General features: G+C 64.3%; 19 protein-coding genes and 3 pseudogenes. 18 read left to right on the top strand and 4 right to left on the bottom strand.

Going from position 1 to position 17335, the window contains the following annotated elements; genetic code table 11:
• Positions 1 to 12 precede the first annotated feature (12 nt).
• The 7 genes from qatB to EGK63_RS13125 all read left to right on the top strand — a co-directional run bounded on the left by qatB (position 13) and on the right by EGK63_RS13125 (position 4965).
• Complete coding sequence (gene qatB, locus EGK63_RS16970; protein WP_305764433.1) at positions 13 to 834, top strand: Qat anti-phage system associated protein QatB; 822 nt, start codon at positions 13 to 15, stop codon at positions 832 to 834.
• A complete protein-coding gene (gene qatC / locus EGK63_RS13100; protein ID WP_125901857.1) occupies positions 831 to 2099 on the top strand; it encodes a Qat anti-phage system QueC-like protein QatC in 1269 nt (422 codons plus the stop codon). The genes qatB and qatC overlap by 4 nt, the downstream gene beginning before the upstream one ends.
• A complete protein-coding gene (gene qatD / locus EGK63_RS13105; RefSeq protein WP_125901858.1) occupies positions 2096 to 2827 on the top strand; it encodes a Qat anti-phage system TatD family nuclease QatD in 732 nt (243 codons plus the stop codon). The genes qatC and qatD overlap by 4 nt, the downstream gene beginning before the upstream one ends.
• Positions 2828 to 3243: 416 nt before the next feature.
• Positions 3244 to 3705 (top strand): hypothetical protein, encoded by a 462-nt coding sequence (locus EGK63_RS13110; protein WP_125901859.1) that lies wholly within the window; start codon positions 3244 to 3246, stop codon positions 3703 to 3705.
• 109 nt (positions 3706 to 3814) lie between these two features.
• Complete coding sequence (locus tag EGK63_RS13115) at positions 3815 to 4114, top strand: nucleotidyltransferase family protein (protein ID WP_125901860.1); 300 nt, start codon at positions 3815 to 3817, stop codon at positions 4112 to 4114.
• Entirely contained in the window at positions 4115 to 4507 is a 393-nt protein-coding gene (locus EGK63_RS13120; protein ID WP_125901861.1) for a DUF86 domain-containing protein, read from the top strand.
• Between the two features lie 5 nt (positions 4508 to 4512).
• Positions 4513 to 4965 (top strand): XRE family transcriptional regulator, encoded by a 453-nt coding sequence (locus EGK63_RS13125; protein WP_125901862.1) that lies wholly within the window; start codon positions 4513 to 4515, stop codon positions 4963 to 4965.
• A gap of 153 nt (positions 4966 to 5118) precedes the next feature.
• Here the strand turns inward: EGK63_RS13125 and EGK63_RS16930 are convergent, their stop codons facing one another.
• Positions 5119 to 5244: a hypothetical protein gene (locus tag EGK63_RS16930; protein ID WP_256375793.1), complete on the bottom strand. Its 126-nt coding sequence runs from the start codon at positions 5242 to 5244 to the stop codon at positions 5119 to 5121.
• Here EGK63_RS16930 and EGK63_RS16805 point away from each other — a divergent pair.
• From EGK63_RS16805 to EGK63_RS13150, 5 genes and pseudogenes are all read left to right on the top strand, one after another.
• Positions 5243 to 6076 carry a hypothetical protein gene (locus EGK63_RS16805; RefSeq protein ID WP_125901863.1) on the top strand — a complete coding sequence of 278 codons (834 nt, stop codon included), beginning with the start codon at positions 5243 to 5245 and terminating at the stop codon, positions 6074 to 6076. The two genes, EGK63_RS16930 and EGK63_RS16805, sit on opposite strands and share 2 nt — an antisense overlap.
• A complete protein-coding gene (locus EGK63_RS13135; RefSeq protein WP_125901864.1) occupies positions 6076 to 7458 on the top strand; it encodes a DUF4942 domain-containing protein in 1383 nt (460 codons plus the stop codon). Before EGK63_RS16805 ends, EGK63_RS13135 begins: the two co-directional genes overlap by 1 nt.
• A 3-nt stretch (positions 7459 to 7461) precedes the next feature.
• Positions 7462 to 8394: a hypothetical protein gene (locus tag EGK63_RS13140; RefSeq protein WP_125901865.1), complete on the top strand. Its 933-nt coding sequence runs from the start codon at positions 7462 to 7464 to the stop codon at positions 8392 to 8394.
• Positions 8395 to 8567: 173 nt separating this feature from the next.
• Positions 8568 to 8951 (top strand): helix-turn-helix domain-containing protein, encoded by a 384-nt coding sequence (locus tag EGK63_RS13145; RefSeq protein ID WP_039247761.1) that lies wholly within the window; start codon positions 8568 to 8570, stop codon positions 8949 to 8951.
• A 107-nt stretch (positions 8952 to 9058) separates the two neighbouring features.
• Positions 9059 to 9739, top strand: a pseudogene (locus EGK63_RS13150) (cysteine--tRNA ligase); the annotation flags it as partial.
• Between the two features lie 30 nt (positions 9740 to 9769).
• Here EGK63_RS13150 and EGK63_RS13155 read toward each other — a convergent pair.
• A complete protein-coding gene (locus EGK63_RS13155) occupies positions 9770 to 10204 on the bottom strand; it encodes a mercury resistance transcriptional regulator MerR (protein WP_003131969.1) in 435 nt (144 codons plus the stop codon).
• 71 nt (positions 10205 to 10275) lie between these two features.
• On the opposite strand from EGK63_RS13155, the gene merT reads away from it, so the two are divergent.
• From merT to EGK63_RS13185, 6 genes and pseudogenes are all read left to right on the top strand, one after another.
• Positions 10276 to 10626 carry a mercuric ion transporter MerT gene (gene merT / locus EGK63_RS13160; RefSeq protein ID WP_003124454.1) on the top strand — a complete coding sequence of 117 codons (351 nt, stop codon included), beginning with the start codon at positions 10276 to 10278 and terminating at the stop codon, positions 10624 to 10626.
• Between the two features lie 13 nt (positions 10627 to 10639).
• Positions 10640 to 10915: a mercury resistance system periplasmic binding protein MerP gene (gene merP / locus EGK63_RS13165; protein ID WP_003131872.1), complete on the top strand. Its 276-nt coding sequence runs from the start codon at positions 10640 to 10642 to the stop codon at positions 10913 to 10915.
• Between the two features lie 71 nt (positions 10916 to 10986).
• Positions 10987 to 12672, top strand: coding sequence for a mercury(II) reductase (gene merA / locus EGK63_RS13170; protein WP_031942740.1), 1686 nt, complete (start codon positions 10987 to 10989; stop codon positions 12670 to 12672).
• Between the two features lie 17 nt (positions 12673 to 12689).
• Positions 12690 to 13055 (top strand): mercury resistance co-regulator MerD, encoded by a 366-nt coding sequence (gene merD / locus EGK63_RS13175; protein WP_000995360.1) that lies wholly within the window; start codon positions 12690 to 12692, stop codon positions 13053 to 13055.
• Positions 13052 to 13288 carry a broad-spectrum mercury transporter MerE gene (gene merE, locus EGK63_RS13180; RefSeq protein ID WP_003132004.1) on the top strand — a complete coding sequence of 79 codons (237 nt, stop codon included), beginning with the start codon at positions 13052 to 13054 and terminating at the stop codon, positions 13286 to 13288. Before merD ends, merE begins: the two co-directional genes overlap by 4 nt.
• Positions 13285 to 13413, top strand: a pseudogene (locus EGK63_RS13185) (Diguanylate phosphodiesterase); the annotation flags it as partial. The gene merE and the pseudogene EGK63_RS13185, both read left to right, overlap by 4 nt.
• Before the next feature lie 38 nt (positions 13414 to 13451).
• Here EGK63_RS13185 and EGK63_RS13190 read toward each other — a convergent pair.
• Both EGK63_RS13190 and EGK63_RS13195 read right to left on the bottom strand, forming a co-directional pair.
• Positions 13452 to 14195 (bottom strand): annotated as a pseudogene (locus EGK63_RS13190) (Tn3 family transposase); the annotation flags it as partial.
• A 32-nt stretch (positions 14196 to 14227) separates the two neighbouring features.
• Entirely contained in the window at positions 14228 to 17197 is a 2970-nt protein-coding gene (locus tag EGK63_RS13195) for a Tn3 family transposase (RefSeq protein WP_125901866.1), read from the bottom strand.
• Positions 17198 to 17335 lie beyond the last annotated feature (138 nt).

Genomic DNA, 17335 nt, shown 5'->3' on the forward strand with positions numbered 1-17335 from the left:
GGCGGCGTTCCCATGGTCCCGCCCTGGACACCTGCGCCGCCGCCGGGCGGGCCGGATCCCCAACCCGATGGAGACGGCGCCAATCCAGACGCGCCGGACGCGCCGGACGCGCCGCCGGAGGCCGCTCCCGCCCCTGCTCCCGCCCCTCAACCGGCGCCGCTGGCGCCGCCAGGTCGTTTCCTGGGCGTACGCCGGAACATCGGCGAATTCGCCCGGACAGGGGACCAACGCGCCCTGCAGCGTAGTCTGGGTCAGTATGCCAGAACGGGCTACGGCGGTTCAGGCACGGCGACACGCCGCATGGGCGGCACCGCCGCCACCGCGGGGGCGCTGGCGAGCGCACTGGGCGGTCTCGCCGCGGGCGGGCCGCCGATTTCGGGCGTAGATGCCGCAAGCCTCGCGGGCAAGGACGCGGGTGAGGTCATGGACGCTCTTGTCGAGGCCGTGCGGCCGGTCGACGGGACCCAGGACGCCGAGGCGGAACGCGCCTCTATCCGCGATGCGTTGAGCGAGCTGCTGACCACCCATCCCAACGCGGACCTGGTGAATCTCTCCCCGGAGGAACGGGCGTTTGCGGTGGAGCGGTTTACCGCCAGCGACGTGTTTCGCCGGTTCGATCTGGATGTTGGCAAAGCGCTTCGCGATAGCGCTCCGTCCGCCACCACGGCCCTGGCCCGCCTGAAGGAGGTCCGCGACTACATCCGCGAAACCGTCGCCTCATCCTTCCGTAAACTGCAGCAGGCCGGGCAATCGCTAACGACCGGCCGGGTCTCCCAGATCGTGCGCGCTGCGCTACGCGAGACCTTCGTCGTCTTTGAGGGATATGGCGAATGAGGCTGATCTGCGGACCTGCCGGCTTCGACGTGGTCGGTGCGCCTGACGGGGCGATGCGTGTCACCTTGTTTGGGCAACCCGGGTCTCCGGGCCGATCGAGCGCCGGCGAGGCGGCGGCCGGAATGTTCCGGCGGCAGAAGCTACAACCCTCGCAGCGCGGATGGGATTTTCTGGCCATCGCGTTGTCGGTCGTGGCCGCTGATTTCAACGTGGTGCGGGATCGCAGCCCCGATGGATGGACGCGGGAAATCGAACTGGACATCGCCGTATCGGACCCCGCTTTCTGGCAGACCCAAGCTCCCGAACTCCAGCGCGCCTTAGCGTTCCTGACGAGCGACGTCTGGACGCTGCGGTTCGCTGCGGGCGGGTTCGCGCCAGCGAAGCTGCCCAAGCCGTTCAGGCCGGCGAATGACAGTGTAATGCTACTTTCGGGCGGACTGGACAGCTTGATCGGTGCCATCGATCTGAAGGCCGTGGGCTGGAATCCCCTTGCGGTGAGTCAGACCGTCCGGGGAGACGGCGCGAAGCAGAGGGTCTTCGCCAGTTTGCTGGGACTGAGGCACATCCAGGTCAATCCGAATGTGCAGATTCCGGAGGCGACCGAGGACTCCCAGCGCGCCCGCTCCATCGCCTTCATCGCCTTCGCGGTCGCGACAGCGACTTCCCTCGCGCCTGTGCAAGCCGGTGGAACGGTTCCGTTGTTTGTTTGCGAGAACGGCTTCATTGCGCTCAACGCACCACTGACGGGCATCCGATTGGGGAGCCTGAGCACGCGAACCGCCCACCCCGAGTATCTGGGGCGGCTACAGTCTGTCCTCGATGCTGCGGGACTGGGCGTCAAACTCACCAATCCCTACGTCGGTCTGACCAAGGGCGAGATGATGCTCCATTGCCGTGATCAGGTTCGTCTGGCTTCGCTTGCCGCAGGATCCACCAGCTGCGGGCGTTTTCAGCGTTTCGGCTATCGGCATTGCGGGCGCTGCGTCCCCTGCCAGGTTCGGCGAGCGGCTTTCATCCGGTGGGGACGCCAGGACGACACCACCTACATCTATGACAACCTTGCCAAGGATGACGCCGACCACGCGATGTTCGATGACGTGCGAGCCGTCGCCATGGCTTTGGCCTTGGCCAAGGCGAGCGGCGTCGATACCTGGATCGGCCACGCTCTTAGTTCTCCATTTCTTGATCGCGAGGCAACGCGCGGAATGTTAGAGCGCGGACTTTCAGAGTTCCGCGCCCTACATGGGGCCTATGGTGTGAAGTGATCGATCTGCACTGCCATCTGGATCTCTACCCCGATCCGGCGGCGGTGGCTGAACGTTGCGAGGCCGATGGTCTCTACGTCCTGTCGGTGACCACCACACCTTCGGCGTTCGAAGGCACCGAGGCCTTGGCCAAGGGAAAATCACGTATCCGAACCGGTTTGGGCCTGCACCCGCAGTTGGCGCACATTCGCTGCGGAGAAACGGGATTGTTTGCCGACCTACTCCCCCGCACTGCCTATGTTGGAGAGGTTGGTTTGGACGGCTCGCCGGAATGTCGGCCGTTTTGGACCGAACAGAAGGCAGTCTTTGGCGAACTCCTGCGGAACTGTGAGCGCGCTGGAGGCCGCATCTTATCGCTCCACAGCCGTCGAGCCGCGACGGCCGTTCTTGATGCACTGGAGGCCCATCCAAAGTCTGGTTCGCCAGTGTTTCATTGGTTTTCCGGAAGCGGGACCGAACTCAGACGGGCAGTAACCTCGCGAGCTTGGTTTAGCGTCGGGCCAGCAATGCTGGCGTCGGAGCGGGGACAAAAGTTGGTCGCCGCCATGCCGGTCGATCGAGTTTTGACTGAGACGGATGGCCCCTTTGCTATGGTCGATGGCGAACGTCTCATGCCTTGGGATGCCAGCTTGGCTATTACTGGTCTCGCAAAAATCTGGCGTCGGCCCGTCGAGGATGTGCGGGGACAATTGAGGGACAATCTTCGCCGCCTTGCCGCTTCGTCCTAGCACTCGAGACTATTGCGTCTCAGTCACCTCAAGCAGACTCACGGAACTGCCGCTCCGAGTCAGAAGCGGACGCCTCGCTTCGCCCCTGGCGTTTATCCACAAGCTTTCTACGTCTCGAATTTCTGGAACTTTCCCGCTTAACAGCCACCCAAGCGGCGGCGGCCTCGCAACAGGGCCTCGGATAATGAGTGCAACGGGCTTGACCCTAAAATTGCGAGATTAATTCCAATAATTCAGCCGCCTATTTTCGCAACACGCTCCGAGACTGTGTGGTCTGCGAAATCCTGAGCAAATCCAATATGTTAGCACACAACACGCCGCTAGGTCAAATCGCTGGGTCCGATGGATTTGGGCCGTGGGCGTTCCGCGCCGCTGAACGCGGCCACGTCCATCGCGGCTATTTCCATGGAAACGGAATGACCCTGCATCTGGCCTATCCGGCTGGCGCTGACCTGGATGGCGAGTTCGCCGCGACGTGCCTCGACACAGGGGATCATTTGACGGTCCAGGGCTGGCTCTACGAATCCGAAGACGTGCCGACCGAGCCCGCAAATCGTGCGTCGCTCCATCCCGTGCTTCACGCGGCGCTCGCCGCCGGCGATTGCTCGCCGCACGTAGCGGCTTTGATCCGCGATTGGGGAGAGAGAGATCCGATCGACGCGATGCAGGATGCGCGCCTTCTCGCTCAGGCGTTCAAGGCTTCCGACGCGGCGACGGTCACCCTGCCCGATGTGTCCCGTGTCGCGCGTCGTGCCTATCGCGATTTCATGCGACACTATGGCGAGGCCGAACGTATCGGAAACGCCGAGAAGCTGGCGACCGTTCTAACCGAATGGGCCGACGCCGTGCTTCAAGAGGCGATCGCCGGTCATGGATGACCTGGACGGGGGCGAACGGTTTGTGCGGTTCCGCCGTTGGGTCCGAACGTCGGGTGGTAGGGCAAAGCTAGGCTGCTGTGCTAATCTGACGCCAAGAAGGAGTAGGACAATGCGCCGAGCCATCGCCCTTACGAGGCTGCGTCACCTTGAGCCGACGTTGCGCGGGCAAGGGGTGGATCATCTGTATCTGTTCGGTTCCGTTGCACGGGATGAGGCGAGAGCCACGTCTGACGTGGACGTCGCTTTTGACGTTCGCCCAGGCGCGTCTTTCGACGCCTTTGACCAAGGGCGCATCTGCCTCGACCTGGCAGACGCTCTTGGCGTCTCGGCCGTCGATTTTGTCGAGCGGCGCACCTTTTCCCCTCGGTTTGCGCGGGAAGTCGAACCTGAGTTGTTGCGAGTATTCTAAGTGAACCCGACCGACCGCGCCGACATTCTCCGGCTAGAGCAAATCTCCGACCTGCTCGATAGTTTCCAGCGTGATTTCGGCGGCATGACGCGGGCCGCGTTTGCCGCCTCGCCGCTTCACCAGGATGCGGCCACCCATCGCCTTATGCACATCGGCGAGAAGACCAACCACCTGAGTGACGATCTCAAGGCCCGGCACCCTGATATCCCCTGGCGTGAAATGAAAGGCTTTCGGCATATCGCCGCTCACGCCTATGAGCGCGTCAGCCCCGATTTGGTGTGGACCACGATGACGGGGCGGCTCGGTCCTGTCAGGGACATGGTGACCGCAGAGTTGGGCCGCGACGCTGAACGGGCCGCCCAGGATCGCGCCGGCCTGGATCCTGAGCGGTAATTCCCATGACCAACCGTTCCGAACAGAGCCCGCGCCTACGGCTGCTGCTGGCCACCGCTATCGCGAACCGGGTGAAGGCCTGGAATGTCCCCCAGGCCGAGGCCGCGAGGCGCCTAGGCTTCAGTCAGCCGCGTCTAAACCTGATATTGAACCACGCCAGCCGCAGCGGGACGGTCGATTCCTTGGTGGACGTCGCCCTTCGGCTAGGGCTCGATGTGAAGATGGCAGTAGGCGAGCAATCCGAGGCCTTGATCGCGCCCCCTCCCCCCACATACCCGCCAACGCTGGATCAGATTCGTCTCGCCGGTTTTGACGTGAAGCGCGCGCCGGGCGGATGGCGCGTCGTGAACGCGAAGGGTGATCCGCTCACGTCCGCCTCGTCCAAGGCCGAGGCCGTGGCGGCGGCGGCGGTGATCGTCATGCGTGGGCGCGACCCAGCGATGGAGGCGGCCGCTTGAGGTTTGGCGTGTAAGTTTCGACTTGTTCGTAACGCCAGAATATATACAATAGTTATCAGCCAAGCGGCATCGGCCGCGCGGTAACTCAAATCGGATTGACCGACCATGTATATCCCTCCTGATCGCCACCCTCGCCTGCCCGTCTGGATCGGCTTATGCGCCGAGGCCGGTTGGAGCCCTGACGAAATAGCCGAAGCGTTCGACTTGGCCGCCGATGACGAGGCGGGCGAGGTCGATGAAGACGACGAATTCGCCGCCGTCGCAGCGTGAGGCGGCCATGCTGACCGATCGTTCTCAGCGCTGGCGCGACCGGCGCGCCCGTTTCATCCCCGCCGCTACAGTCATACGGCCATGCGACTATGCAGTTGACGTGATCGACTGCGAGCGCCAGGCCCGACCGTTCGTGGAAGCGCACCATTACGCCGGCAGCTTCCCGGCGTCCCGCCTATCCGTGGGGCTGTTTGACCAGACCGTGCGGCGTCCTCTCCTGGTCGGCGTGGCGACCTTTTCCACCCCGATGAACAACCAGGTCGTGCCGGCGCATACCGGCCTGCCCTCGCCCGAAGGCGTGGAGTTGGGGCGCCTCGTCTTGCTGGATTCGGTGGCGGGGAATGGCGAGACCTATTTCCTCTCGCGCGCGGTGCGGCTCCTTCGCCGCGAGAAGCCAGCTGTGCTTAGCGTCGTCTCCTATGCCGACCCGGTGGAGCGCCGCGATGGCGCGGGGCGCCTCGTAAAGCCGGGCCATGTGGGGCGGGTTTATCAAGCCATGTCCGCAACCTATCGAGGCAGGGCGAGGGCGCGAACCCTTCATGTCATGCCGGACGGCCAGGTCTTCTCCGGACGGGCGACGTCCAAGATCCAGAACCGTGAACAGGGCTACGCCTACGCCGTCGACCAACTGGTCGCGGCTGGCGCAGTCCGGCCGGATCGGAAAGACGATTTGCGGGCCTGGTATGCTGGCCTGCTGGCCACCGGCTTCCTCCGTCGCCGTCGCCACCCTGGCAACCACGTCTATGCGTTCAGCCTGACCCAGGCGGCGCGGCTTGCGGCAAGAGCGCTTCCGTCACTTCCCTACCCCGTTGATGGGTTCCAGTTCGGCGAGGCGGCGTGATGGACGAGGGACGTGAACTCATCATGGCCGCGCCGATCGACAAGATCGACGCACACCGTCTCGCGGCGATCGAGACGTTCGGCCGGGCGTTCGACCTTATCCAGGAGGGCTTTTCTCACCTTCACGAGACGGGCCCGACTGATCCGACGACGGGCTATATCGACAAGTCGATCATGGAAATGCTCGGCGGCCGTCGTGGTGACCGCCAGGCGTTTGTCGCGGGCGTCGAAAAACACGCCAACCGTGTCGCCTGGCGACACCTGCTGAACATCAGCGGTCTTGAGCGTTTGATGGATCGGACGGCTAAGGAGCAGTTCGCGCGGCAGCTGACGGACGATCCGCCGCCGGCGACACCGGAAAACTGTCGCGCGACGATGCAGGCGCTGTTCGAAGACGCCGACACCATTTTCAGGCGCGGGATCGCGACCGCATTCGCGAAGCTGGACCGGCGTTTTCGTTCTCACGATGGGTTCAAGATCGGTTCCCGCATCGTTCTCTCTAACGCCTTCGGGATTTATGGGACGTGGAACCACTACGCCCGCCAGCAAGACGTTCTCAGAGACGTCGAACGGACGTTCCACGTCCTGGACGGCCGCCAACAGCCCGACCAGGTGGACGGCATTGTCGGCGCGATCGACCGGGACAAGCGCAATCGCGGCGAACGGCCCGCGTTCACGGTCGAGGACGCTTACTTTCGGGTCCGCATTTTCAAAAACGGCAACGCCCACGTCTGGTTTCTCCGCGACGACCTGGTTGAGCGGGTCAACCTCCTGCTGGCGCAGCACTATGGCGCAGCCCTTGGTGACGCGAGCGGATCCACGCCTGGCGCTCCCGTGCCGCGCGAGGCCGCGGCCGGGTTCAGCTTCTTTCCGACGCCGGACGACCTGGCCGACCGTGTGGTGGACGACACCAACATTCGCGCCGGCATGACCGTCCTGGAGCCTAGCGCTGGGACCGGCGCCCTCGCCTTCCGCGCCGCTTCTCGGGGCGGACACGTCACGGCCGTTGAGATCCAGCGTCAGTTCGCGGAGCAGCTGGCCAGCAGCGGCACGTTGGGCCGGGTCATCCATGACGACTTCATGCAGCTGTCGCCGGAGGTCGTCGGCCGGTTCGATCGCGTGGTGATGAACCCGCCCTTCTGTCGCGGTCGCGACCTGGACCATGTTCGCCATGCTCTCCGATTCGTCGCGCCAGGCGGCCGCCTCGTCGCCATCATGTCCGCCGGCGTCGCCTTCCGCGAGGACGCCGCCACCGTCGCGTTCCGCGCGATGGTGGAGGCGGCGCGGGGCCGGATCATGGACCTGCCCGAGGGATCGTTCGCGAGCGTCGGGACGAACGTGAACACCTGCCTCGTCACGATCCCCGTTTCCCTTTTGGAGTGACCTATGACGACCCTGGACGCCACGACGCCGACTGCGCGTCTTATCAGCTTGGCCGAGCGGCGGTTTGGTCCGTCCTGGCTGACGCCGTTTTCCGAGCTGGCCCGCATCAACAGACGCACCCTGCAACGCATCGTCGCCGCCGCTGACGCCGGGGAGGATCACCCCAGCGCAGCCGGTGTGCTGGCCGCTGCGCGGGAGGTCCTGGTCTCGGAGATCCTGGACGCCGATGATCCCAGCCAGTCAGTCGGCCGGCGGATCAGCGAGGGAGCGACGCTTGATGAAATCCGGCCGCTGTGGGAACGGCTGATCGGTCCTGCGGCTCGGCACGGGCGTTCGACTTTCCCGCCCGATGCGCTTCCCGTGGGGCCGATCGACGGCTTGACTATGGCCGAGGTGGTTTGGCGCGCGCAGGAGCGCGAACAAGGTCTCCTTAGACTTCTGCAGTATGCGCTAGCGGCTCCGCCATCATCCTTTCCAGGGTTGGAGGATCGCAGGCGCGCCGCGATCGCCGAAGCGGCCGACGCAACTGGCGCCCTCTTCGTCCACCATTACCGTCGTCCAGAAGCCATCGAGGCCTGGACGATGCTCAGGCCGCCTCAGGCGATTTTCGGCACAGGCCAGGCTTTGATTGAAGACTTGCCGCTTTGGCCCAGCACTCCGCCTCCGGTCGCCTTCATCAGCGCCGCGACGGCCGAGGACGCGGAAGCGCTGTCGGCCCGGGCCGAATTGCATCCGGCCGTGCGTCGAGTGGTGGCCATCGCCGATTCCGTGGCGGGTGATCTTGGCGACGCCATGCCGGCGACGATTCCCCTTTGGGTGGTCGCTCCTATTCGACCTGGCCAAGAGCGGTCCGTGATGGCGTCGTTCTCCCAAGGCGGAGAAGGGCGCGTGGTGGTCTGGCTCAATGGCGACGGTCCCTATGACCTCGGGCTTTAGCGGCCCGACCGCCTGCCTGGCCTTGCGCCGGGCGGCTCGCGGCCGAACAGGCGGACGTCCGCCATTATGGATCGCATCACCGCGCCGTAGAGCCACCTGAACATTCTGCCTGCCCTGCCCCGTTAATCTCCCATACCTGCGCCGTTGCGCGCGAACAACCCGAGCGAGCGCCCATGTCTCAGAACCAGAAGCCCAACGACACCGACTCCGCTATCGGCCGCAACCTCGCTGCGCTTCGTCGCGAGCGGCGCGTCACCCAGCAAGATCTTGGCGATGCGCTTGGCGTGACATTCCAGCAAATCCAGAAGTATGAGCGCGGTTCGAACCGCTTGTCGGCGGGACGGCTTCTCGACGCCGCCCGCTATTTCCGCGTCCCGGTTGCTCAGTTCTACGAGGGCGTCGCCGCGTCGGCCGACCTTCCCGCCGCAATCTCCGATCCGGTTCTTGCCGAGGATATCGCCAGCCTGACGGGCTACTTTTTGCGCCTCCCGGCGGAGCAGCGCCGCGCCGTCCTAAGTCTGGTGGATGGCCTCGCCGCCCGCTCGACGGCCGCGTGACTTCGCACCGGCCGGGAGGCGCTTAACCTTCCTCAATCCTTCGGGGCGGTATATCAGGCGGCACATGGAGCGGCGCCGCCGCCCCGAGCAACCACGCCCGCCTGTCGATGCCACTGATCCTTCACGACACCCTGCGCCGTGAAAAGCGCCTGTTCGAACCGCGCGACCCGGATCGGGTGACCCTCTATGTCTGCGGCCCCACGGTCTATGACTACGCCCACATCGGCAATGCCCGCCCGCCGGTCGTGTTTGACGTCCTGGTGCGGCTCCTGCGCCGGACCTACGGCGCCGAGAAGGTGATCTACGCCCGGAACGTCACCGACGTGGACGACAAGATCAACGCCAAGGCGGCGAAGGAGGGCGTGCCGATCGGCGAGGTCACCGCCCGCTACGAGGCGGCCTATCTGGCCGACATGGGCCTGCTGAACGTCTCGCCTCCTGACCTGGCCCCGCACGTCACCGACTACATTCCCGCGATCGTCGGCCAGATCCAGGCCATCGCCGACGCCGGCTGCGCCTATGCGGCCGAGGGTCACGTCCTGTTCGATGTTTCGTCCTACCCGGCCTATGGCGCGCTGTCTGGCCGGAACCTGGACGACATGATCGCCGGTGCCCGCGTGGAGGTCGCCCCCTACAAGAAGAACCCCCACGACTTCGTGCTGTGGAAGCCGTCCAAGGACGGGGAGCCGTCCTGGCCTTCGCCGTGGGGCGATGGCCGCCCCGGCTGGCACATCGAATGCTCTGCCATGATCGAACAGACCCTGGGTCTGCCGATCGACATTCATGGGGTCGTCTCAGAAAACGGAAAATAAAGCACGCTAAGGCATAGCCGAACCTGCCAAGCTTGCTCCACCCTGTAGTGACGCGATCAGCGGGCAGGAAACGTTCCCCCTTCGCGCATGGCAGGCGCACACCAACTCAGACAGCACGGCCTCCATGCGCGCCAGGTCAGCCATTTTCTCGCGCACGTCCTTGAGCTTGTGCTCGGCCAGACTGCTGGCTTCCTCGCAATGGGTGCCATCCTCCAGCCGCAGCAGCTCGGCGATCTCATCCAGGCTGAAGCCCAGCCGCTGGGCTGATTTCACGAAGCGCACCCGCGTTACATCCGCCTCGCCATAGCGGCGGATGCTGCCATAGGGCTTGTCAGGCTCCAGCAACAAGCCCTTGCGCTGATAGAAACGGATGGTCTCCACATTGACCCCGGCCGCCTTGGCGAAAACGCCAATGGTCAGGTTCTCCAAATTGTTTTCCATATCGCTTGACTCCGTACATGAGTACGGAAGTAAGGTTACGCTATCCAATTTCAATTCGAAAGGACAAGCGCATGTCTGAACCAAAAACCGGGCGCGGCGCGCTCTTCACTGGAGGGCTTGCCGCCATCCTCGCCTCGGCTTGCTGCCTGGGGCCGCTGGTTCTGATCGCCCTGGGGTTCAGCGGCGCTTGGATCGGCAACTTGACGGTGTTGGAACCTTATCGCCCGATCTTCATCGGCGCGGCGCTGGTTGCACTGTTCTTTGCCTGGCGGCGCATCGTCCGACCGACCGCAGCCTGCAAGCCGGGCGAGGTGTGCGCGATTCCGCAAGTGCGCACCACCTACAAGCTCATTTTCTGGTTCGTCGCCGTGTTGGTCTTGGTCGCGCTTGGTTTTCCCTACGTCATGCCATTTTTCTACTAACCAGGAGTTCATCATGAAAAAACTGTTTGCCTCCCTCGCTCTCGCCGCTTTCGTTGCCCCCGTGTTCGCCGCCACCCAGACCGTCACGCTGTCCGTACCGGGCATGACCTGCTCCACCTGCCCGATCACCGTCAAGAAGGCGATTTCCAAGGTCGAAGGCGTCAGCAAAGTTAACGTGACCTTCGAGACACGCGAAGCGGTTGTCACCTTCGATGATGCCAAGACCAGCGTGCAGAAGCTGACCAAGGCCACCGAAGACGCAGGCTATCCGTCCAGCGTCAAGAAGTGAGGCACTGAAAACGGCAGCGCAGCACATCTGACGCCCTTGTCTGCTACCACAAACGAAAAAGGATCTGTCGCATGACCCATCTAAAAATCACCGGCATGACCTGCGACTCGTGCGCGGCGCACGTCAAGGAAGCGCTGGAAAAAGTACCCGGCGTCCAATCTGCCATAGTGTCCTATGCCAAGGGCGCGGCCCAGCTCGCCCTTGATCCAGGCACAGCGCCGGACGCACTGACCGCCGCCGTGGCTGGCCTGGGCTACAAAGCGATGCTCGCCGATGCCCCGCCGACCGACAACCGCACTGGGCTGTTCGACAAGGTGCGCGGCTGGATGGGTGCCGCCGACAAGGGCAGCGGCGGCGAGCGCCCGTTGCAAGTCGCCGTGATCGGCAGCGGTGGAGCCGCGATGGCGGCAGCACTGAAGGCCGTCGAGCAAGGCGCGCAGGTCACGCTGATTGAGCGCGGCACCATCGGTGGCACCTGCGTCAACGTCGGTTGTGTGCCGTCCAAGATCATGATCCGCGCCGCCCACATCGCCCATCTGCGCCGGGAAAGCCCATTCGACGGCGGCATGCCACCCACACCGCCGACGATCTTGCGCGAGCGGCTGCTGGCCCAGCAGCAGGCCCGTGTCGAAGAACTCCGTCATGCCAAGTACGAAGGCATCCTGGACGGCAATTCAGCCATCACCGTTCTGCACGGTGAAGCGCGTTTCAAGGACGACCAGAGCCTTATCGTTAGTTTGAACGAGGGTGGTGAGCGCGTCGTGATGTTCGACCGCTGCCTGGTCGCCACGGGTGCCAGTCCGGCCATGCCGCCGATTCCGGGCCTGAAAGAGTCACCCTACTGGACTTCGACCGAGGCCTTGGTCAGCGACACCATTCCCGAACGCCTGGCCGTCATCGGCTCGTCGGTGGTGGCGCTGGAACTGGCGCAAGCCTTCGCCCGGCTGGGTAGCCAGGTCACGATCCTTGCGCGCAGCACGCTGTTCTTCCGCGAAGACCCTGCCATCGGCGAGGCCGTCACAGCCGCCTTCCGTGCCGAAGGAATCAAGGTACTGGAACATACGCAAGCCAGCCAAGTCGCCCATGTGGACGGCGAATTCGTGCTGACCACTGGACAGGGCGAAGTGCGCGCCGACAAGCTGCTGGTCGCCACCGGCCGGACACCGAACACGCGCAGCCTGGCATTGGAAGCGGCGGGGGTAGCCGTCAATGCGCAGGGGGCCATCGTCATCGACAAGGGCATGCGCACCAGTAGCCCGAACATCTACGCGGCCGGCGACTGCACCGACCAGCCGCAGTTCGTCTATGTGGCGGCAGCGGCCGGCACTCGTGCGGCCATTAACATGACCGGCGGCGACGCAACGCTCGACCTGACCGCAATGCCGGCCGTGGTGTTCACCGATCCGCAAGTGGCGACCGTGGGCTACAGCGAGGCGGAAGCCCACCACGACGGGATCGAGACCGACAGCCGCACCTTGACCTTGGACAACGTGCCGCGTGCGCTCGCCAACTTCGACACACGCGGCTTCATCAAGTTGGTTATCGAGGAAGGCAGCCATCGGCTGATCGGCGTACAGGCGGTCGCGCCGGAAGCGGGTGAACTGATCCAGACGGCGGCTCTGGCCATTCGCAACCGCATGACGGTGCAGGAACTGGCCGACCAGTTGTTCCCCTACCTGACGATGGTCGAGGGGTTGAAGCTCGCGGCGCAGACCTTCAACAAGGATGTGAAGCAGCTTTCCTGCTGCGCCGGGTGAGAAAAAGGAGGTGTTCAATGAACGCCTACACGGTGTCCCGGCTGGCTCTTGATGCCGGGGTGAGCGTGCATATCGTGCGCGACTACCTGCTGCGCGGATTGCTGCGCCCGGTGGCGTGCACACCAGGCGGCTACGGCTTGTTCGATGACGCCGCCTTGCAACGGCTGTGCTTCGTGCGGGCGGCCTTCGAGGCGGGCATCGGCCTCGACGCGCTGGCGCGGCTGTGCCGGGCGCTGGATGCGGCGGACGGCGACGAAGCGGCCGCGCAGCTTGCCCTGCTGCGTCAGTTCGTCGAGCGTCGGCGCGAAGCGTTGGCCGATCTGGAAGTGCAGTTGGCCACCCTGCCGACCGAGCCGGCACAGCACGCGGAGAGTCTGCCATGAACAACCCCGAGCGCTTGCCGTCCGAGACGCACAAACCGATCACCGGCTACCTGTGGGGCGGACTGGCTGTGCTGACTTGCCCCTGCCACCTGCCCATCCTCGCTGTCGTGCTGGCCGGCACAACCGCCGGTGCTTTCCTCGGCGAGCATTGGGTCATCGCGGCGCTCGGTTTGACCGGCCTGTTCCTTCTGTCCCTGTCGCGGGCGTTGCGGGCATTCAGGGAAAGAGAATGAGCGCTTTCCGGCCGGATGGATGGACGACGCCGGAACTGGCCCAAGCGGTCGAGCGCGGGCAGCTTGAACTGCACTACCAGCCCGTCGTCGATCTGCGCAGTGGTGGGATTGTCGGCGCGGAAGCCCACAAGGGGTCGTTTGCGGGAGGGGGCGGAATCCTACGCTAAGGCTTTGGCCAGCGATATTCTCCGGTGAGATTGATGTGTTCCCATCCGAGCGGCGAAACATGGGCCAAGAGATCGGGCGATAGCAGCTTTCCATCGCGTTTCTGGTTTGCAACGACCTCGCCGAGCTTCATGGTGTTCCAGAAGATGATGATGGCGGCGAGCAGATTCATGCCGGCGATGCGGTAATGCTGGCCTTCGGCGGAACGGTCGCGGATTTCACCGCGGCGGTGGAAGCTGATTGCCCGCTTCAGCGCATGATGAGCTTCGCCTTTGTTGAGCCCGATCTGGGCACGCCGTTGGAGTTCGGCATCCAGAATCCAGTCGATCATGAACAGGGTGCGCTCGACGCGACCGACTTCCCGCAGGGCTGTCGCGAGCTCGTTCTGCCGCGGATAGGAGGCGAGTTTCCGCAGAATCTGGCTTGGCGCGACGGTCCCGGCAGCAATGGTGGCGGCGATGCGCAGGATGTCGGGCCAATTGCGCTCGATCATGGCTTGGTTGACCTTTCCGCCGATCAACGCTCGCAGGTGCGCCGGGGCGGCCGACGGATTGAACGCGTAGAGCCGTTTGGATGGCAGGTCGCGGATGCGCGGAGCGAACCGGTAGCCGAGAATGGCACATGCGGCAAAGACGTGATCGGTGAAGCCGCCCGTGTCGGTGAACTGCTCGCGGATATGGCGTCCAGCATCGTTCATCAGCAGGCCATCGAGGATGTAAGGCGCTTCGCTTGCCGTTGCAGGGGGTCGCCTCAGAAAACGGAAAATAAAGCACGCTAAGCCGGTTGCAGTGGCCGTAGCGGCCTGAACTTGCCCGCGCCGATCTTGGCGCTGCTGCGCCAGAGGTAATCGCCGGTCAGGTTGATATGCTCCCAGCCCAGCGGGGACAGGTACTGCAACTGGGCGTCATCGACGGCCTGGCCGTGGCCACGCAGGGCGTTCGCGGCCCGTTCCAGATAGACAGTGTTCCACAGCACGATGGCGGCAGTCACCAGGTTCAAGCCGCTGGCCCGGTAGCGCTGCTGCTCGAAACTGCGGTCGCGGATTTCGCCCAGGCGGTTGAAGAACACCGCGCGGGCCAGCGCGTTGCGCGCCTCGCCCTTGTTCAGTCCGGCATGCACACGGCGGCGCAGCTCGACGCTTTGCAGCCAGTCCAGGATGAACAGCGTGCGCTCGATGCGTCCCAGCTCGCGCAGCGCCACAGCCAGGCCGTTCTGGCGGGGATAGCTGCCGAGCTTGCGCAGCATCAGCGAGGCCGTCACCGTGCCCTGCTTGATCGAGGTGGCCAGCCGCAGGATTTCTTCCCAATGGGTGCGGATAGCCTTGATGTTCAGCCGGTCGTTGCTGACCATCGATTTGAGCGCGTCGTAGGCGGCTTCGCCCTTCGGGATGTAGAGTTTGGTGTCGCCCAGGTCACGGATGCGCGGCGCGAAGCGGAAGCCCAGCAGGTGCATCAGCGCAAAAACGTGATCGGTGAAGCCTGCCGTGTCGGTGTAGTGCTCCTCGATGCGCAGATCGGATTCGTGGTACAGCAGACCGTCGAGCACGTAGGTCGAGTCGCGCACGCCGACGTTCACGACCTTGGTATGAAACGGCGCGTACTGGTCGGAGATGTGGGTATAGAACGTCCGCCCTGGGCTGCTGCCGTATTTCGGGTTGATGTGGCCGGTACTCTCGGCCTTGCTCCCGGTGCGGAAGTTCTGGCCGTCCGACGATGACGTGGTGCCATCGCCCCAGTGCTCAGCAAAGGGATGGTGGAATTGCGCGTTGACCAGCTCGGCCAGCGCCGTCGAATAGGTCTCGTCGCGGATGTGCCAGGCTTGTAGCCACGCCAGCTTGGCGTAGGTCGTGCCAGGGCACGATTCCGCCATCTTGGTCAGGCCCAGATTGATCGCGTCAGCGAGGATCGTGGTCAGCAGCAGGTTCTTGTCCTTGGCCAGGTCGCCCGATTTCAGGTGCGCGAAGTGCCGGGTGAAGCCCGTCCATTCGTCCACCTCCAGCAGCAATTCGGTGATCTTGACGTGCGGCAGGACCATTGCGGTCTGGTTAATCAAGGCCTGCGCGGTATCGGGCACCGCTGCATCGAGCGGCGTGATCTTCAGGCCCGACTCCGTGATGATGGCGTCCGGCAGCTCGTTCGCCAGCGCCATGCGGTTGACGGCCGCAAGCTGCGTTTCCAGCAGCGTCAGCCGTTCATTCAGGTACTGGTCGCAGTCGGTGGCCACGGCCAGCGGCAATTCGCTGGCCTGCTTGAGGCTGGCGAATTTTGCGGGCGGCACCAGATAGTCCTCGAAATCCTTGAATTGGCGCGACCCCTGCACCCAGATGTCGCCGGAGCGCAGCGCATTCTTCATCTCCGACAGCGCGCACAGTTCGTAGTAGCGCCGGTCGATGCCGTTGTCGGTCATCACCAGCTTCTGCCAGCGTGGCTTGATGAAATTGGTTGGTGCGTTGGCGGGCACCTTGCGGGCGTTGTCGCTGTTCATGCCGCGCAGCACCTCGATGGCGTCGAGCACGTCCTTGGCGGCGGGCGCTGCCCGCAGCTTGAGCACAGAGAGGAATTCCGGCGCGTACCGACGCAGCGTGGCGTAGCTCTCGCCGATGCGGTGCAGGAAATCGAAGTCCTCGGGTTGGGCGAGCTTCTGCGCCTCGGTCACGCTCTCGGCGAAAGCATCCCAAGACACGACGGCCTCGATGGCGGCGAACGGATCGCGGCCCGCTTGCTTGGCCTCGATCAGCGCCTGGCCGATGCGCCCGAACAGCCGCACCTTGGCGTTGATCGCCTTGCCGGATGCCTGGAACTGCTGCTGATGCTTGTTCTTGGCGGCGTTGAACAGCTTGCCCAGGATGCGGTCGTGCAGGTCGATGATTTCGTCGGTGACGGTCGCCATGCCCTCGATGGCGAGCGCGACCAACGTCGCGTAGCGCCGCTGCGGCTCAAACTTGGCCAGGTCGGCGGGCGTCATCTGGCCACCCTCGCGGGCGATCTTGAGCAGGCGGTTCTGGTGCACCGACCGTTCGATGCCGGAAGGCAGGTCGAGCGCCTGCCACCCCTTTAGGCGTCCGATGTGCTCCAGCATATGCCGCGAATTGGGCTTGACGGGTGACTGGCGCAGCCAGGCCAGCCAGGTCGTCTTGCCGTTGTCCCGGCGCTTGAGCAGATCGTCGAGGCGGCGGCGATGCGCATCCGACAGCGGTTCGGCCAAGGCATCGTAGATGCGCCGGTTGGCGCGAGTGATCGCCTCGGCGCTCGCCCGCTCGACGGCGTTGAGGGCAGGCAGAATGACCGACTGCCGCCGCAGATGCTCGATCAAGGCGCTGGCCAGCACGATGCCCTTGTCGGTCTGCATGGCCAGCTCGGTCAGCAACTGGACGGCCTGCCGGTAGTGGCTCATGGTGAAGGACTGGAAGCCGAACACCGTTTGCAGCTCGACCAGGTGCTCGCGCCGGGTCTGTTCCCGCTGGCCGTACTCGTCCCAGCTTTCGACGCCGACCTTGAGCTGGTTGGCGACCAGTCTCAGCAAGGGCGGGAACGGCGGCTCATCGACGCCAAGGATGACGCCAGGAAAGCGCAGGTAGCAGAGCTGCACGGCGAAGCCTAGCCGGTTGGCCGGGCCGCGCCGCTGCCGGATGATGGACAGGTCGCTTTCGCTGAACGTGTAGTGACGGATCAACTCATCCTTGGTGTCCGGCAACGCCAGTAGGCTTTCGCGCTCGGCGGCGGACAGGATCGAACGGCGGGGCATGCGGTTTCCTTCTTCTTGAAAACGTAGGTTTGTGACAAGCCCGCCAAAGCGCCCGGCGCGGCTGTCGTTTTCAGAAGACGGCTGCACTGAACGTCAGAAGCCGACTGCACTATAGCAGCGGAGGGGTTGGATCCATCA

It is taken from the genome of Brevundimonas sp. 357, assembly GCF_003938605.1.
Classification (GTDB): domain Bacteria; phylum Pseudomonadota; class Alphaproteobacteria; order Caulobacterales; family Caulobacteraceae; genus Brevundimonas.

Excerpts from the sequence above, each read along its gene's own strand:
- merT (WP_003124454.1), top strand. The coding sequence starts at position 10,276 with ATGTCTGAACCAAAAACCGGGCGCGGCGCGCTCTTCACTGGAGGGCTT.
- EGK63_RS16805 (WP_125901863.1), top strand. The coding sequence starts at position 5,243 with ATGCTGACCGATCGTTCTCAGCGCTGGCGCGACCGGCGCGCCCGTTTC.
- EGK63_RS13140 (WP_125901865.1), top strand. The coding sequence starts at position 7,462 with ATGACGACCCTGGACGCCACGACGCCGACTGCGCGTCTTATCAGCTTG.
- EGK63_RS16930 (WP_256375793.1), bottom strand. The coding sequence starts at position 5,244 with ATGGCCGCCTCACGCTGCGACGGCGGCGAATTCGTCGTCTTCATCGAC.
- merE (WP_003132004.1), top strand. The coding sequence starts at position 13,052 with ATGAACAACCCCGAGCGCTTGCCGTCCGAGACGCACAAACCGATCACC.
- EGK63_RS13145 (WP_039247761.1), top strand. The coding sequence starts at position 8,568 with ATGTCTCAGAACCAGAAGCCCAACGACACCGACTCCGCTATCGGCCGC.
- EGK63_RS13125 (WP_125901862.1), top strand. The coding sequence starts at position 4,513 with ATGACCAACCGTTCCGAACAGAGCCCGCGCCTACGGCTGCTGCTGGCC.
- merA (WP_031942740.1), top strand. The coding sequence starts at position 10,987 with ATGACCCATCTAAAAATCACCGGCATGACCTGCGACTCGTGCGCGGCG.
- merD (WP_000995360.1), top strand. The coding sequence starts at position 12,690 with ATGAACGCCTACACGGTGTCCCGGCTGGCTCTTGATGCCGGGGTGAGC.
- merP (WP_003131872.1), top strand. The coding sequence starts at position 10,640 with ATGAAAAAACTGTTTGCCTCCCTCGCTCTCGCCGCTTTCGTTGCCCCC.
- EGK63_RS13115 (WP_125901860.1), top strand. The coding sequence starts at position 3,815 with ATGCGCCGAGCCATCGCCCTTACGAGGCTGCGTCACCTTGAGCCGACG.
- qatC (WP_125901857.1), top strand. The coding sequence starts at position 831 with ATGAGGCTGATCTGCGGACCTGCCGGCTTCGACGTGGTCGGTGCGCCT.
- qatB (WP_305764433.1), top strand. The coding sequence starts at position 13 with ATGGTCCCGCCCTGGACACCTGCGCCGCCGCCGGGCGGGCCGGATCCC.
- EGK63_RS13135 (WP_125901864.1), top strand. The coding sequence starts at position 6,076 with ATGGACGAGGGACGTGAACTCATCATGGCCGCGCCGATCGACAAGATC.
- EGK63_RS13110 (WP_125901859.1), top strand. The coding sequence starts at position 3,244 with ATGACCCTGCATCTGGCCTATCCGGCTGGCGCTGACCTGGATGGCGAG.
- EGK63_RS13195 (WP_125901866.1), bottom strand. The coding sequence starts at position 17,197 with ATGCCCCGCCGTTCGATCCTGTCCGCCGCCGAGCGCGAAAGCCTACTG.
- EGK63_RS13155 (WP_003131969.1), bottom strand. The coding sequence starts at position 10,204 with ATGGAAAACAATTTGGAGAACCTGACCATTGGCGTTTTCGCCAAGGCG.